Raw genomic sequence first — 15,575 nt, forward strand, 5'->3', positions numbered from 1 at the left:
TGAATTAATCATACTAAAGCATAGTTGATTCTATTTTCCTAAGAGTCTAGTTCTAGTCTAGTTTGTGGCTGTCCATGAATAATATCCTAAGAGTCTAGTTTGTGGCTGTCCATGAATCATAATAAATATGTGGCTGTCCATGAATAATACGAATCCACGAGATCATCAAGTAACCCAAATTACCTTTTTGATATGGGGGACTCCTTAAATGACTCCGCCATTGGCACGTATTACTTGACCATTGATCCAGCCCCCATCTGTACTTGCCAAGAACGACACTACAGATGCAATATCATCTGGTGTTCCAAGTCTCCCAAGCGGATTTATTTTGGCCATACGGTCTATCAACTCGTCCGATTTGCCGTTTAAAAACAATTCAGTTGCTGTCGGCCCCGGAGCCACGGCGTTAACCCTAATATATTTTCCACGCATCTCTTTGGCCATAATTGCCGTTAGGGTTTCTACAGCCGATTTTGTAGCAGCATATACACCGTAATTCTCTAGTTTGAGACCCACCACACTTGTCGAAAAGTTGATCACACGTCCGCCATGATTAAGCCGGACTGAAGCCTCTCGCAGAGTATTTATCGTCCCCTTGAGATTAATATCAATTTGTCTGTCGACGTGTTGTGCATCCGCTTTGGCAAGAGGTTGAAGATCCATAATTCCAGCGTTGTTCACTAACACCTCAACATTCCCTAATGTTGATTCCACTTGGTCGAACATGGTACTCACCGAAGCGGCATCAGATACATCAGCTTGGTGAGCAATTGCGCGGCCACCAGCCTCTGTAATTTGTGTAACTACATTTCTTGCAGCGTTTTCACTTCCTACATAATTCACCACTATGGCAAACCCATCATTTGCCAAGCGTCTAGCGATACTGGCCCCGATACCTCTTGAAGCGCCGGTTATTAAAGCTACTTTGTTAATACTTATCATAATTATTCCTCAGAAAAGATTGTTTGTTTGAGCGATTGAGAAAGTATCATTTTTCATATTCCGAATAATTAGCTAATATTCGGAATGACTATCCGAAAATTATGAATAATAATGGACAGAATCGATGCTATGCGCGTGTTTACGCGGGTCTTGGAGAGACAGAGCTTTACCAAAGCCGCCGAAGACTTGAATATTGCCCGTTCCACAGTGACCGATGTGGTGAAGAGGCTTGAAAAAAGAATTGGTGTTGTTTTACTTGAGAGGACGACGCGACAAGTCACTCCAACTATAGATGGTGAAGCATTTTATCGACGATGTTTATCGATAATCCAAGACGTTGATGATGCAGAGACCGTATTTTCAGGGGCAAAGCCCAAAGGAGGATTACGGGTCGATGTACATGGAACGTTGGCTCGCCACTTCTTAATGCCTAAACTCCCGCAATTTCTAACCGCTTACCCGGACATTGAGCTGTATATGAGTGAGGGTGACCGGTTTTCAGATGTCATTCGTGAAGGTATTGATTGTGTCATTCGGGTTGGAACGCCAAAAGTAGAAGACTTAGTGAGCAAACAAATTGTGTTATTGGAAGAGGTAACAGTGGCCTCTTCCGAATATTTGAGGCTATTTGGTACCCCAGCTAGTATAAAAGATCTCAAAACCCACAAAATCGTTGGTTTTCGGGCTACGGGAAGTAGCGTGGCAACGCCGCTGGAGTTCTGCATTGAAGGCACGATAAAAACCGTCTCTCCCAAAATATCACTGACCGTTAATGCTGCCGAATCATTAGTGGCTGCGGCGAGACTAGGCCTAGGTATTGTCCAGGTTCCCCGTTATCATGTTCAATCAGATATAAAAAACGGTACATTGATTCCAATACTGGAAAATTATCCTCCCACTCCTTCCCCAGTATCTATTTTGTACCCACGCAATAGGCAGCATGCTTCGCGGGTAAAAGTATTTATTGATTGGTTGGAGACCGTGTTTTTAGACACTTAGTAATGCAGCTATTGATCTTTGAATGTTGAATCTCGTCAATTATTCGAAAACTATCAAATAAGAGTGATGACCCATTGTGGTCGGGATGGTGTTATCAATCGGGTAAGATGAATGCTGATCCCCGTTTATTGGGTAGAGCCGATTTATATAGAAAAAATGGTGGCCCGACCCTGACTTGAACAGGGGACCTGCCGATTATGAGTCGGATGCTCTAACCAACTGAGCTATCGGGCCATTTGAGGATGTTTGGAACTTGGATTTCCAAAACGGTGCGCAGTATAAGCAGTTTTTTTGGCGTTGTCATTATTTTGTATGGCTGATATCACCGTTTGCTTAATATTTGTGCGTTTTTGTTGTGGAGCGATGAAAAGGTAACGGTTAAGCTACCTTTTCTCGTGGTTTTTTGCAAAGTTAGTAGGGCAAAGGGATAGCATTGCCATTCAAAACTGCATTTCCGTCCTTGAGTGAGAACTCTAATATCAACTTATCATCCTTTTCCACTAGAAAGCCTTGTAACTTGAGACCTTCGATCATGTTTGGCACTTGCTGTGCTGCGATAAGTTCTATTTCTTCTTGTGACATCTCGGCCGTTTGTGGGTTTAGTTGCAACTGGCTAGTCACGTAACGAGTGAATAATAAGTTTGCGACATCTTTATCTAGTTCTAGTTGCGTTTCTGAAACCGTGTGATCGATCCAGAATTTAGGGTCTCCAGTTGCATCTGGCATTGCATCAATTCCAACTAATTGATTGTTGCTGTGCCCTGATATCTTTCCTTCCGGTAAATTGGCTGAAAGTTTGCTGATGTTTAGCTGCGGTTGGCTTTGTAAAAGCGGTAGCAAGTTTTGGGTTATGAAGCTCATTGATTGTTGCTGCATTTGATATTCGTCTAATCCAGATAAGGATTTTGCAAACTCTTGATATGCTTTGATGAACACTAGGCTTATACGATTTGTTTCAACATCTAATTTAATGTCGGTCACATCGTAGTCCATGGCTTTGACACTCTCAATCTTTAAGTTCTGAGCGATATTCATGAATTGTTCTTGCTCATCAATTTCTGATTCCACTGAAAACAATAGTTCTTTTAGTTTAACTGACTGTTCCGTTTCGCCAACTGCTAACAAATTCATTTTATCGATTTTCATTGCCGCATTTGATTCAAATATTTCGCCACTCATCGCTGCGAATAGTTCACCTTCGGATTCCATTGAAATTTCGAAATTTTCTATTTCGAATTTACCTTCGTCTGACGTAAACTGAAACGACTTCATATCTCCTTCATACGAAAAGCCACTACCTGATTGTTCTCCTTCCCCCTGATAACCAGAAAAAACGACTTTCTGATTTTCACTTTCTTCAATAACAGAGAATGGCACAATGCGATCTTCCATATCGATACCACCTAACAAACCCTTACCTATGGTAAGTTCGTAGAAATTGGTATCTTCTGGCCAATCAAGTTTACTTCTTAATAAATCACCGTTATAAACTAGTTCCCAATTGATCAAGCCGATATCCAATCCATCGGTAAAAATCACTGGACCATGATGAGACGTAAAGTCCAATAACACCTCTGTATCGTCATCAGCCCAAGGTATGTCTGAATTAGCCGCCATTTGAGCTAATGAAATTTTGACTTTGAGTGTGCCATTGGAGCTGAACCAACCATCTTTTAATTCTACAACTTCTACGTTGTAGCCATTAATTTTATTGATTTCAGTTATATATTGGTCAATGTTACTACTGACTTGTGTGCTGATGTATTTAGGTAATATAAGAATTGCAGCTAAAACAATGGTGAGAACAATATAGCGTTTTTTCATTGTATGAAACGTCCTTGAAAACCGTTAAATATTCCTTAGAAACGGCTTGATTTTTAAAGTGAAGTAGAAAGATTATTCCTACTGATGTTAATTGGAATTATGACATAGTGTCCTGCTCAATTAAACTGACTGTGAGCCAACATTTGCGGCATATAAATTTTCGCTAATACGATAAATGTTTATATACTGTTAATTATCTCCTAAGCTAAATTCTCTATTTGGGCCTGTAAGAATTGCCAAATCTGCTTGAAAGTCAATTAAATAGGGGTGCAAGGTAGAAAGAACTTTGTTACATTCAAACCACAGTTACAGATTTAAAATTATACAAATGGCAATTCGCCATTGCGGAGACGTTTATGACTGAAAAACCTTTCTTAGTGAGTGGTAGAAACACCATAATTCACAAAATAAGAAAATTGGATTTACTTATTCTTAATGGTGAAGAAAACCCGCCAGTGTTAGTAACACACAAAGCCTTGAAGCAATTTACCGGTAAAGTACCGGAAAATAAACGTGAAGCTAAGTTGCAAGATATCGAGTTAGTGGATGTGACTGTGACGGATGTGTTTGGTGATGAAAAAACATTAATTTTTGTGCAAACCCTGAATGGTAAAGAGTATAAAATTGATTACAGCAAAGTCGACTCTCCTCTATTTATCAAGATTCATCAAGACAACGCGTTTTAGCCGATCTGACGAGGCGGCTTTAACTGGCCGCTTTGCTATTTACTCTTAAACGTTTACTAGCTTCTTGTTTTTATCACCTCAACGTTATTCTTCTACATTCAATTCTTTGGTCTTTAATTTACTCTGATCAGTGGCTTTTTCGCTGCTCTACTTTAAATACAAATTCCCCTGTATGTAACAAAGCGTGTTCAATTCAGGTTAATTGACAGTTTTCCACGATAGTCCATCGCACTTTTTTAACGGCTTATCTCTTAGTCTCATGTATCTGTAACTTGGCGATATTTTCTGTGCGCATTGGCTTTTTCCTCTTACGGTTAATATCAAGTCTGCTTTGTTCTGGAAATAAAAGGTAGTTGTTACTAAGGCGGATAAAAGCCCAAATGAAATTCATTTAGGCACAAATCAAAGTTAAACAATGGTGGAACTGAAATGAAATTTTTGAATAACGTGAAAAATAAAAGATTAATGTTTGTAGCGGTTATGTTGGGTGCATTTGCAACGAATAGTGCGTTAGCCGCTTCTCCTTTTACATCATCTCAAGAAGCTTCCCTTATTAAGGTTTGCAAGGCTTTAAAGAGTGATAATCCCAGACAACTTCAAAAAGCCATAAAATCGGGCAATTTAAATTATAAAACCGTAGCCAAAGGGTTGGTGTGTAATGGTAAATCAGCCGTTGATTTTGCGGCAATGCATGAAGCTCATGAAACTGCTGGATTTTTAGCCCGCAAGGTTAATCTCAGTTACGACAATAGGTTGGCAAAAAGATAGTCATTGCTAAGGATTTAGTGGAAATGTTGGCATCCATGGGCTAAAGCCCATGCTACAGGAGGTTTGGTGAATCTATGGTGTTCTATGGGCTAAAGCCCATGCTACAGGAGGCTTGGTGAATCTATGGTGCTCCATGGGCTGTAGCCCATGCTACAGGAGGTTTGGTGAATCTATGGCTTTCCATGGGCTGTAGCCCATGCTACAGGAGGTTTGGTGATTCTATGGTGTTCCATGGGCTAAAGCCCATACTACAGAGGGTTTTGTGACATAGAAGCCACAAACCAAAAACGTTAACTACAGCAAAGGAGGTGTTTAACCCAGAATAGTGTGATTTCGTCACAATTCGCTGTAAATCAACGGATTGTATGAATAGATTTAAGTATCGGCGTAGTGAACCGATGAATACATGCTTTTGAAACCCATTTTTTAAACATGTATTAATTCCTGGATTATATTGAGGCTGATAGTTGCAAAACACAGCCTCTTTTTTTGCGCCTTGGCTATCTGAAAATACCGAATAATTTCTTCCTAGTTGCAAACTTTGTGTTTATTTAATCGACTATCTGCACAGGCGATTGATTTGCCACAAGTTTGAGTAAGTAAGCAAAAATCAAAAATATGCGAATCACAGCTTTAATCATGATCCCCATCAAATTAAACACGGCTTTTAATTGGTGTTATTTTCAAACACTGCTATTTATTAACATACAGCAACTGACAAGCGAATGAATTTTCTAGCTTTTGTTGAAAATTTTTACCCTTAAGTTGTGACTTAATTTCATCCAATGTCTTATCGTTTTAAATAGTGAATATTTATTAATATGTTTTCAGTGTTGATATGTGACGATTCTATGGTCGCGCGCAAACAAGTCGCTAAATGTCTTCCCCGAGATTGGGAAGTTGCGATTCATTTTGCTAAACACGGTAAAGAAGCAATTACTGCGATAGAAGAAGGAAAAGGGCAGTTAATGTTTCTTGATCTCAATATGCCGATAATGGACGGTTATGAAACGCTGAAAATGCTGCAAAAAAATCAACTGAACTCGCAAGTTATTGTCATCTCTGGTGATGTGCAGCCAACAGCCCATGAAAGAGTCAAGGCTTTGGGGGCCATCGAGTTTATCGAGAAACCGGTCAATCCTGAACAAATTCATGCAGTGTTGGTTAAACACCAATTCATTGCTAAAGAACAAATAGAAGCGCAAATTCTTGCCTCTTCTTTGCCCGCAGACATACGTGATTGTTATCAAGAAATAACTAACATTGCCATGGGGCAGGCGGGCGATCACTTAGCCCGTATGTTAAACGTGTTCGTCAAACTACCGATTCCTAATGTAAACCTAATTGAAGTGTCTGAACTGCATATGATGCTGCAAGACATTGAAGATAAAGACTCTGTTTCTGGCATCTGTCAGGGCTTTTTAGGGGCCGGGGTGTCGGGGGAAGCTCTGTTTATTCTGAGTGATTCAAGTTTTGGCGATGTGGCTAAAATAATGAATGTTACGGAGGAAATCGACGACCAAGTGCAACTCGAATTACTCATGGATGCCGCCAACATTTTAATTGGTACATGTTTGCGGGGCTTTGCCAATCAGCTTGATTTAAATTTCAGTCAAGGGCACCCCATTGTGTTGGGCCAACACAGAAGTGTATCCGAGCTTATTTCACATAATAAGGCTAAGTGGCGCAGAACTTTAGCCATTGAGCTTAGTTATGGTTTAGAAGGATACAACGTGCAGTGTGATTTGGTGTTGTTGTTTACCGAAGAATCGATGCAGGTGATGAACTATAAACTTTCACACCTACTGGAGGATTAGCCATGCCGATAAATTACGAAATGGCAGAATTCCATTGGATGATGGATATGGTACAAAACGTTGATGTGGGTATAGTGGTGCTGAATCAAGATTTTGTGGTCAAAGTGTGGAATGGATTCATGGAAAGCCACAGCGGTTTGTTGCCAAGTCAGGTACAGAATAAAAGCCTGTTTGAATTATTCCCCGATATTCACCCGCAATGGTTTCGCCGCAAAACGCGCCCGGTATTTGAGCTAGGCACTCGGGCATTCATGACTTGGGAGCAACGCCCATTCTTATTTAGATTTCCTAATTACCGTCCTATAACTGGTAGTGAAGATTTTATGTATCAAAACATCACTATTTCCCCGTTAGCTAGTGCAACTGGTGAGGTAAGTACTATTTGCATGATGATTTACGATGTCACTGATGTGGCCGAAAATAAAAAAAGGTTGGAGTCGGTACAAGTCAAATTGAGCGCATTAGAAGAAAACTTAAGAAACAGTTAAATCTAGACTAGCCCCTTATTTTACCCTTTATTAAATCCATAACCTTTGTTTGGTATATTAATTGCTAAACTTAAATCAATGACGCACAGACGTATCTATTTGCTAATCGATTAAAATTGATTGATCAATTATGGGGTTATTTTTGAATTACTTACTATTTCTTAGACAATACAAGGTAGTAGCAGTTATCGCTATGGTTTTACTGCTCGCCAGCTGCTCAGGAAGCTCCTTAGATAGTGACACTAATCAGCCAACCCCCGATGTATTGGTAAATGCAGGTACTAATAAAAGTGTTAATGAGCAAAGTACCGTAGTGCTTAATGCCACCGCCCAAGGTACGACAGATACGCTAACATACAGCTGGAGCGCTTCGCCGGCGTTAACCATTACCCATGAAGATGCTAATTCACCCGCAGCAACTTTTATTGCTCCCAGCGCCACAGAAATATTAACTTATGTACTCACTTTGGTGGTAACCGACGAAAATGGGAATCAGGGCTCTGATACCGTTGAATATCAAATAAACCCAGTTAATGAAGCGCCCAGTGCACTTATCGAAGTTCTTAATCCTGTTATCAATGGTAGCTACCCTGCAGGCATAGAAATTACCTTAGATGGTAGTGCTAGCAGCGATGTCGATCCAGCGGACAGCCTTGACCCAATAGCGGCATGGCGCTGGCAACAAACTGCCGGAACCAATGTGCTAGATAATGTGAGTTTAGATGGTGATAGCATCGCGTTTGTTACGCCGATTTTGGATGATGCAAATGCGTTAAGCTTCGAATTAACGGTTACCGATCAAGAAGGTGCGCAGGATACAGCCTCGATTACGCTGCAGGTACTAAGTGCTAGCCAAACTCAGCCTTTAGTCGACGCTGGTGTTGATCATCAAGTCTTTTCTGGCGAAATCATACTGCTCACAGGCGCAGCCAGCACCAGCATCCCTGCTGGTCTTCCGTTGCTATTCGACTGGTTAAATGATTCAGAGTTAGTGCCAGTGATTAATAATCGTAGTGCAGAAAAAACTTATGCCATCGCGCCTTTAGTGACCCAAACTGAGCTTGTTACTTTTACGCTTATGGTAACGGATGCATACGGAAATGAAGTGGAAGACAGCATCAACGTGCGGATTAAGCCTCTGCCGATTAGCAATATGAATGACACAGGCGTTACTTTACAAGCCTCTTTGACACAAAATGGCACGCAACATCAGTCGGCGTTCCCAGGTCAAGATGGTCAACGAGGGCAAGACATCATTAGCGAAAATGGCTTGTTAGAAAAAGCCGGACGTGGAGAGCAAGGATTCGACTTTACCAAACTAGACGCCATTGGTGATGAACAAGATGATACTAGCCAAGATTGGAGCTGTGTGCGAGACAATACTACTGGTCTGGTGTGGGAAGTGAAAACCGATGATAGTGAATTGCATGGCGCCGAACATTCGTTCAGTTGGTATCAAGAAGATTTAAACGGTGGTTACGAAGGTACGCAGGGCAGCTTAAGTTTAACCTGCGATAATGATCAATGTGATACCGAGTCATTCGTAGCAGCGGTTAACCAAGCCGGACTTTGCAATTTTTATGATTGGCGATTACCCACCCATAATGAACTACTTTCGTTGGTTCACTACGGTAATGTTACGGGGACCAAAATAGATTTAAATTACTTTCCTTATACCGACGATTTTGTGACATCTCCGCTTTGGTATTGGACCAGTCAACCCAGTGCTGATGGCGTATCTGACGATGCTTCACAAACCGCTTGGGCCATTGATTTTTCCACTGGCAATGATAACTTTTTAAACAAATCAACCTTAGGCAAAGTACGCTTAGTTCGAGGAGGACGTTAATATGAAATTAACTCTGGTTGCCTGTGTCATGTCGTTACTCAGTGGTGTAGTTTCTGCGCAAACTTGTTTGTCTGATTCGCCTGCTACGGCCTCTGAAACCCAATTTATTGATAACGGCGACGGCACTGTTACCGATACCGATCATGATTTAATGTGGATGCAATGTAGTCTAGGGCAAACCTGGGAAAACGGCAGTTGCACTGGGGATGCCGATGCATTGACCTGGCAACAGGCCCTGCAGCAAGCCCATGGTTACGAATTTGCAAGTTTAGACGGATGGCGATTACCTAACGTAAAAGAACTGTCTAGCCTCACCGAAAGACAGTGCGTAAGACCTGCGATTAATGAAACACGCTTTCCTAATACCCCTTCAGATGATTATTGGAGTTCAACGCCGTCGTTGTCTGATTCGCAAAGAGCTTGGGTTGTCGCGTTTTTCAATAGTAGTAACTCAATCAAACAAAAAGACCTATTTGTGTTTGTAAGATTAGTGCGTACTGCCGATTAACTTGTATTTTATCCGGCTTGTCTATTCACTACTTTTTTTCCTACCAGATTCAGTCCACAATAAACGCTGAGTCATTATTGGTATGTATGAATGCGAGCTTTGCTGTTAATAATATGTTTGGTTTATCCGCTGACTAGTTTTGCGGATCTCAAATGTGACATTGATCTAAAATACGGTGTTGTGGTGAACGATCGCCAGATCCGTGTTGTGGATGATAACAGCCGTACGATTTATCAAATCAATGATACCAATCAATTGATTGTGTTTGGTGATGTTATTCAACTTGCGCCTAAACAATTGGCTGATCTGCAAGACTTCTCCACTGGAATACATTATGTGGTGCCAAAAATGATTATTTTGGCCACTGAAGGTGTGCAACTTGCTGTTGAAACGGTAGAGCACGTCTATCAGGGCTTGGTTGGCACCGATAATACAAATTACGAAAAAGTCCAATCTTCACTGCAGCGGGTGCAAGATCGCATTAAAGAAAAATTCATTCAAGCCAATGAAAACTTTTACATCGGCCCCGGGCGCTTAGAAAACGTCAATGATTTAGTTGATCAAGAAATAGAAGAGCAGTTGGAAAAGGCCTTCAACACCTCTTTAGGCGGCGTGTTGTCTGCTATTGGTGGCCTAAGTGATGGTGGCACCGAAGAAACCGAGCAAAAAGTAGATGATTTGTCACAGCGCATTGAAGCAATGGGACAGGAATTGGAAAGGCAAGTGGGCTCTAAAGCACAATATTTACGCAAGAAAGCCCACTGGTTTTGTAAAAAAATGAATCACTTAGATCAAATCGAAGAAAACTTACGGGAAAATATTCCGGAGCTGAAAGACATCAATGTCATCATTACTTCAAAAACCAAGATGACTGACTAAAAATCTAGTCAAATCACACCAACGTTTCGAGCAAGGTGTTCAAGTAGCGTTTGCCCAGAGATGTTAATTGCCATGCATTTGGCGTCTCTGATAACAGCCCTTTTTGTACCGCTAACGCCAAGTTTTGTCGCAAGGGGTTAGTCAGAGTTTGCCCGGTGAGCATTTCGTAATCCTGTTTCGGACAAGCCTCTAGTAAACGTAAACGATTCATAAAAAACTCAAATGGCACATCTTCAGGTGTGACTTGCCAAGTTTTAAATCGATAATCTTTACTTAAATCCATATAACCCCGAGGATGCTTAACTTTTTCTGTGCGGGTTATTAAACCGCTTTTGGGGTCGCTAATTTTACTATGAGCGCCACAGCCTATCCCTAAATAATCTCCAAAGCGCCAATAGTTTAAATTATGTCGACATTGCTGGTCCGGCAGACTGTAGGCACTGATTTCATATTGTTTATATCCCGCGACATCAAGCAAAGCCTGGCCCTGTTCTTGGATATCCCAAAGGATATCGTCATCCGGCAAAGTCGGTGGTTTGGAATGAAATTGGGTATTAGGTTCTATGGTAAGTTGATACCAAGACAGGTGCGGTGGCCTTTGCTCAATGGCAATCTTCAAATCACTCAACGCATCATCAATAGATTGATTTGGCAATCCGTGCATTAAGTCTAAATTGAAACTATTCAGGCCTGCGTTTCTAGCAAATAGCGCGGCATTTAGGGCTTGTGAATCATCGTGAATACGGCCCAAAGCGATGAGCTTTTCAGGCTGAAAACTTTGCACGCCAATGGAAATTCGATTAACCCCCGCTTGGCTAAAATCGTTGAACTTTTGACTTTCTACTGTGCCTGGATTTGCCTCTAACGTTATTTCTGCATCTGCGGCTAAATTAACCCGCTGTGACACCCCCACCAATAGCGTACTCAGTGCTTCAGCACTTAGTAAACTGGGTGTTCCGCCACCGATGAAAATAGTGTTAACGGTGCGCCCTTTGACTTGTTGAGCATCGAACTCGAGATCTGCTAATAGATGTTGAACATACTCTTTTTCCGGGATGGCCTGTTTCATGCCATGGGAATTAAAATCGCAGTATGGACACTTTTGTACACACCAAGGAATGTGAATGTAAAGGGATAGCGGTGGGGCGATCAATCCACTAATCCAATTTTGTCGGATAAGCTTGCCAATAGCTTGGACATGGCTTTACCACGGTGACTAAGACGGTTTTTTACTTCCGCTGGCAGCTGGGCTGCGGTTTGGTTTTGTGAGGAAACCCAAAAGACCGGATCATAGCCAAATCCTTTCTCGCCTCGCCGTACTTGACTGATGTGTCCATGCCATTCGCCTTGGCAAATAATAGGCGTAGGATCTTCGGCCGATTGCATAAATACAATGACGCATAAAAAGCGCGCGCTGCGATTTTCATCTGCGACGTCTTCTAACTCAGTCAACAATTTATCGACGTTTTGTTGGTCCGTGGCATCGGCTGCTGCATATCGTGACGAATAGACGCCAGGAGCGCCCCCAAGGGCGTCTACTGCTAAGCCTGAGTCATCGGCTATGGCAGGCAGGCCAGTCAGCTTTGCGGCATGACGAGCTTTGATGATGGCGTTCTCCACAAAGGTGGTGCCAGTTTCCTCTGCCTCGGGCAGATCAAATTCACTTTGCGGCACAACTTCATAAGGAAAGTTTGCTAACAATCGTTCAAACTCTCTGACTTTACCTTTATTGCCTGTTGCCAGCACAATTTTTTGTTTTTGATTAGACATGCTTATTACTCGTATTATTCGTAGGCGAGGGGATCGGTTGCATTATTGTCTGCAAAAGCTTCAAGGCGCTCCTGACAGGCACCACATTTCCCACAGGCTTTTTCACGACCGTTATAACAGGTCCAGGTTTTATTGTAATCCAAGCCCATTTTTAAACCATCAGTGAGAATTGCCGTTTTGCTTACATCCAGATATGGACAAGCAATTTCAACCTTTTCGTAGTTAGCAATAGCGCACACATCATTCATCTTATGCACAAATTCAGGTCGACAATCAGGATAGATGGCATGGTCACCAGAGTGAGCGCCATAAAAAACTTTATTTGCATGCAATGAAACAGCGTAACCAACGGCCATCGACAATAAAATCATATTGCGATTAGGCACAACAGTGGTCTTCATACTTTCCTGTTCGTAATGGCCTTCAGGCACATCAATGTCAGAGGTTAATGAAGAACCGCCGATAAGTTCGTTGATAGCGGATATATCGATGATTTTATGCGCTATATTTAGCTCGTTACATACATTTGCTGCATAAGTCAGTTCTTTGTTGTGGCGTTGGCCATAGTCAAAAGACAATGCATAGACTTCATATCCTTCCTGCAATACTTTGTTAAGTACAGTGAATGAGTCCATTCCACCTGAAAAAATTACCACTACCTTTTGTGACATTTGCCTTGCTTCTCTATAATCTGTTGTTTTAATGCAGTTACAAATCTTTGACTGCAATCCGGAAAGGGCGAATTATGCCGTTAAGCGAGTCAAAGTGCTAGAGGAAGTCTATTTGCAAACTCCCATAGAATATAAAATAAATGAAGTGTTCGAGTCTATTCAGGGGGAAGGGGCATTAACCGGTGTGCCTTCCATATTTGTTCGATTACAAGGATGTCCAGTTGGCTGTGCTTGGTGCGATACCAAACATACTTGGACTTTAGACCAGCAATTTCAAGTAGATGCTGAACAGGTGATGGCCGAATCACAGGAGTCTGAGCATTGGTTTTCGACGTCAATTACACGATTGCTGAAATTGTTCGAAGCGCAAAATTATCAGGCCAAAAATGTAATTTTAACGGGTGGTGAACCTTGTATGTATGATTTGCGCCCATTATGTGACGCTTTATTTGAGCACGGTTATTCAGTATCAGTAGAAACCAGCGGAACCTTTGAAATAAAAGTAAGCCCAAAGACCTGGGTGACGGTTTCGCCGAAAGTCGATATGAAGGGAGGTTTTAAGGTTAGAGAGGATGCCATTTATCGAGCGAATGAAATCAAGCATCCGATAGCCATGGAAAAACATATTGAAGAACTTGAAGAGTTGTTAGTCTGGGCTAAGCAAACACCGGCCCCGTTAGTTTACTTGCAGCCCATTAGTCAGCAAAAAAGAGCAACTGAACTGGCGGTGAAAACATGTATAGCTAAAAATTGGCGGTTGTCGTTGCAAACCCACAAGTTCATTGGCATTGAGTGATGGAGTAGTTGTCGTTGGAAAAAATAGAAAAGTTCTTTAGTGAATATGGCAAAGCATTGGAGCAAGGTTTAGTTAGCAAAGTTTCAGAATTTTCTGGGAAACCACTGGTGATAGTGACGGACGAAACTAAGATGATTTGTCATTCTCAGAGTGAAATTGAGAATATTAATGGCGATATCATTGCTAAATTAAAAACCGGTGGTGTGGTCAAATATACACCCAAAATAATTCAATCAATGCGCTTATCTGACAGTGTTATTTTTGTGAAGGTGCGATGGGCGTTGTGCGATCAAAATGAGAAAGTCGTATTTAACTGCTATTGTTCTTATACCTTACAAATAGATGAAGTGGACTTGTTTAAGATTCTCATCATAGTGGTCGATGACGAACAAAAACAATTTAGTCAGTTGATGAAACAACACGGGGTTTAAGCAATGAAACAGATAATTGGAATGTTGATATTGTCAGTATTTTGCCATGTTGCCACAGCAGCAACATGGGAAATAACCTATCCTCGACCGATGTCCGACGATGATCGCCGCCAAGACTATCCAGTTAAGCTGCTAGCTTTAGCCTTAGACCAGACCGGAGTTAACTATAATTTACAAGCTGCCAATGTTGTTATGTTGCAGGAAAAGTCGTTAAAACAATTGGCAGAAAACAGATCTGTTAACGTTGTTTGGAGCATGACTGATACGGACAGAGAAAGTAGACTTTTGCCTATTCGAATCCCGATTTACAAAGGCTTAATTGGTTGGCGAGTATTTTTAGTTAAGAAAAATCGGCTTACTAAATTTAAGAACATAGATACAATGCAAAGCTTGCTCAAATTTAAGCCTATTCAAGGTTTTGATTGGCCCGATACTAAAATCTTACAGTCAAATGGGTTTGATGTCATAACCTCTAAAAACTATTCAAATTTATTCACTATGCTGGCGAATAATCAAGGTGACTTTGTTCCCCGTTCTTTAATCGAAGTTTGGAAAGAGTACGACGCCAATTTTATGGATGAATCCATTGTGGTTGAACCCACCTTAGGGATTAAATATCCGGCAGCCATGTATTTTTTCGTGAATAAAAGTAATCGTACATTAGCTAAGTTGTTAGAAAATGGTCTAGAAAAAGCCATCGCCAACGGCCAATTTGATAAATTATTTTTAGCAGAATTCAAAGATATTTTCGAGCGCTCGAATATGGACAAACGATTCTTTTTCCAAATCGATAACCCATTAATCGCACCAGAAATGCCAATCGACCGCAAAGAATTATGGTATTAACCACACAGTAGCATGGCCTTTAGGCCATGGATTTTCATTCAGAGATTAACCAACATCAAGGTTGTAGCATGGTCTTTAGGCCATGGATTTTCGTCCAGAGATAAACCAATATCGGGGTTTTTCCAACCTATCTCGGGGCTGAAGCCACCATCTCGGGGCTAAAGCCACCGACTACAGGATGTATTTCTCGGGATTGTAGCATGGCCTTTAGGCCATGGATTTCGCCATCTCGGGGCTAAAGCCACCGACTACAGGATGTATTTCTCGGGATTGTAGCATGGCCTTTAGGCCATGGATTTCG

16 protein-coding genes and 1 tRNA gene are annotated in these 15,575 nt (G+C 41.4%); 11 read left to right on the forward strand and 6 right to left on the reverse strand.

What is annotated here, in order from left to right:
- Positions 1-204: 204 nt before the first annotated feature.
- Entirely contained in the window at positions 205-942 is a 738-nt protein-coding gene (locus Q4567_RS21390) for an SDR family oxidoreductase (RefSeq protein ID WP_303502307.1), read from the reverse strand.
- A 111-nt stretch (positions 943-1,053) separates the two neighbouring features.
- Here Q4567_RS21390 and Q4567_RS21395 point away from each other — a divergent pair, with 111 nt between their 5' ends.
- Positions 1,054-1,941, forward strand: coding sequence for a LysR family transcriptional regulator (locus tag Q4567_RS21395; protein WP_216048000.1), 888 nt, complete (start codon positions 1,054-1,056; stop codon positions 1,939-1,941).
- Positions 1,942-2,098: 157 nt separating this feature from the next.
- On the opposite strand, the gene Q4567_RS21400 is transcribed toward Q4567_RS21395, so the two are convergent.
- Positions 2,099-2,175, reverse strand: a tRNA-Ile gene (locus Q4567_RS21400).
- 177 nt (positions 2,176-2,352) lie between these two features.
- Complete coding sequence (locus Q4567_RS21405) at positions 2,353-3,765, reverse strand: YdgA family protein (RefSeq protein ID WP_303502311.1); 1,413 nt, start codon at positions 3,763-3,765, stop codon at positions 2,353-2,355.
- 356 nt (positions 3,766-4,121) lie between these two features.
- On the opposite strand from Q4567_RS21405, the gene Q4567_RS21410 reads away from it, so the two are divergent.
- The 7 genes from Q4567_RS21410 to Q4567_RS21440 all read left to right on the forward strand — a co-directional run bounded on the left by Q4567_RS21410 (position 4,122) and on the right by Q4567_RS21440 (position 10,760).
- A complete protein-coding gene (locus tag Q4567_RS21410; protein ID WP_216048011.1) occupies positions 4,122-4,451 on the forward strand; it encodes a hypothetical protein in 330 nt (109 codons plus the stop codon).
- Positions 4,452-4,880: 429 nt separating this feature from the next.
- Entirely contained in the window at positions 4,881-5,219 is a 339-nt protein-coding gene (locus Q4567_RS21415; protein WP_252729057.1) for a DUF3718 domain-containing protein, read from the forward strand.
- An 821-nt stretch (positions 5,220-6,040) separates the two neighbouring features.
- Positions 6,041-7,036, forward strand: a complete 996-nt coding sequence (locus tag Q4567_RS21420) for a response regulator (protein WP_216048012.1) — start codon at positions 6,041-6,043, stop codon at positions 7,034-7,036.
- A gap of 2 nt (positions 7,037-7,038) precedes the next feature.
- Positions 7,039-7,524 (forward strand): PAS domain-containing protein, encoded by a 486-nt coding sequence (locus Q4567_RS21425; protein ID WP_216048013.1) that lies wholly within the window; start codon positions 7,039-7,041, stop codon positions 7,522-7,524.
- A gap of 142 nt (positions 7,525-7,666) precedes the next feature.
- Complete coding sequence (locus tag Q4567_RS21430) at positions 7,667-9,373, forward strand: DUF1566 domain-containing protein (protein WP_303502317.1); 1,707 nt, start codon at positions 7,667-7,669, stop codon at positions 9,371-9,373.
- Between the two features lies 1 nt (position 9,374).
- Positions 9,375-9,881, forward strand: a complete 507-nt coding sequence (locus Q4567_RS21435) for a DUF1566 domain-containing protein (RefSeq protein ID WP_303502320.1) — start codon at positions 9,375-9,377, stop codon at positions 9,879-9,881.
- A gap of 90 nt (positions 9,882-9,971) precedes the next feature.
- Positions 9,972-10,760 (forward strand): DUF2884 family protein, encoded by a 789-nt coding sequence (locus Q4567_RS21440; protein WP_216048016.1) that lies wholly within the window; start codon positions 9,972-9,974, stop codon positions 10,758-10,760.
- A 13-nt stretch (positions 10,761-10,773) separates the two neighbouring features.
- On the opposite strand, the gene hemW is transcribed toward Q4567_RS21440, so the two are convergent.
- Genes hemW through queC form a run of 3 tightly spaced genes read right to left on the reverse strand, consistent with a single transcriptional unit; the run spans position 10,774 to position 13,201 of the window.
- Positions 10,774-11,913 (reverse strand): radical SAM family heme chaperone HemW, encoded by a 1,140-nt coding sequence (hemW, locus tag Q4567_RS21445; RefSeq protein WP_303502323.1) that lies wholly within the window; start codon positions 11,911-11,913, stop codon positions 10,774-10,776.
- Positions 11,910-12,530 (reverse strand): XTP/dITP diphosphatase, encoded by a 621-nt coding sequence (locus Q4567_RS21450; protein ID WP_216048018.1) that lies wholly within the window; start codon positions 12,528-12,530, stop codon positions 11,910-11,912. Before Q4567_RS21450 ends, hemW begins: the two co-directional genes overlap by 4 nt.
- 14 nt (positions 12,531-12,544) lie before the next feature.
- Positions 12,545-13,201, reverse strand: a complete 657-nt coding sequence (gene queC / locus Q4567_RS21455; RefSeq protein WP_216048019.1) for a 7-cyano-7-deazaguanine synthase QueC — start codon at positions 13,199-13,201, stop codon at positions 12,545-12,547.
- A gap of 112 nt (positions 13,202-13,313) precedes the next feature.
- Here queC and queE point away from each other — a divergent pair, with 112 nt between their 5' ends.
- Genes queE through Q4567_RS21470 form a run of 3 tightly spaced genes read left to right on the forward strand, consistent with a single transcriptional unit; the run spans position 13,314 to position 15,274 of the window.
- Positions 13,314-13,997, forward strand: coding sequence for a 7-carboxy-7-deazaguanine synthase QueE (gene queE / locus Q4567_RS21460; RefSeq protein WP_252729112.1), 684 nt, complete (start codon positions 13,314-13,316; stop codon positions 13,995-13,997).
- Positions 13,998-14,011: 14 nt separating this feature from the next.
- A complete protein-coding gene (locus Q4567_RS21465) occupies positions 14,012-14,428 on the forward strand; it encodes a hypothetical protein (RefSeq protein WP_216048021.1) in 417 nt (138 codons plus the stop codon).
- Positions 14,429-14,431: 3 nt separating this feature from the next.
- Entirely contained in the window at positions 14,432-15,274 is an 843-nt protein-coding gene (locus Q4567_RS21470) for a transporter substrate-binding domain-containing protein (RefSeq protein WP_216048022.1), read from the forward strand.
- Positions 15,275-15,575: the final 301 nt, after the last annotated feature.

This window comes from Aliiglaciecola sp. 2_MG-2023 (assembly GCF_030548145.1).
GTDB classification, from domain to species: domain Bacteria; phylum Pseudomonadota; class Gammaproteobacteria; order Enterobacterales; family Alteromonadaceae; genus Aliiglaciecola; species Aliiglaciecola lipolytica_A.

Coding starts and splice junctions, on each gene's coding strand:
- Q4567_RS21390 (WP_303502307.1), bottom strand. CDS start 942: ATGATAAGTATTAACAAAGTAGCTTTAATAACCGGCGCTTCAAGAGGT.
- Q4567_RS21395 (WP_216048000.1), top strand. CDS start 1,054: ATGGACAGAATCGATGCTATGCGCGTGTTTACGCGGGTCTTGGAGAGA.
- Q4567_RS21405 (WP_303502311.1), bottom strand. CDS start 3,765: ATGAAAAAACGCTATATTGTTCTCACCATTGTTTTAGCTGCAATTCTT.
- Q4567_RS21410 (WP_216048011.1), top strand. CDS start 4,122: ATGACTGAAAAACCTTTCTTAGTGAGTGGTAGAAACACCATAATTCAC.
- Q4567_RS21415 (WP_252729057.1), top strand. CDS start 4,881: ATGAAATTTTTGAATAACGTGAAAAATAAAAGATTAATGTTTGTAGCG.
- Q4567_RS21420 (WP_216048012.1), top strand. CDS start 6,041: ATGTTTTCAGTGTTGATATGTGACGATTCTATGGTCGCGCGCAAACAA.
- Q4567_RS21425 (WP_216048013.1), top strand. CDS start 7,039: ATGCCGATAAATTACGAAATGGCAGAATTCCATTGGATGATGGATATG.
- Q4567_RS21435 (WP_303502320.1), top strand. CDS start 9,375: ATGAAATTAACTCTGGTTGCCTGTGTCATGTCGTTACTCAGTGGTGTA.
- Q4567_RS21440 (WP_216048016.1), top strand. CDS start 9,972: ATGCGAGCTTTGCTGTTAATAATATGTTTGGTTTATCCGCTGACTAGT.
- Q4567_RS21450 (WP_216048018.1), bottom strand. CDS start 12,530: ATGTCTAATCAAAAACAAAAAATTGTGCTGGCAACAGGCAATAAAGGT.
- queC (WP_216048019.1), bottom strand. CDS start 13,201: ATGTCACAAAAGGTAGTGGTAATTTTTTCAGGTGGAATGGACTCATTC.
- Q4567_RS21470 (WP_216048022.1), top strand. CDS start 14,432: ATGAAACAGATAATTGGAATGTTGATATTGTCAGTATTTTGCCATGTT.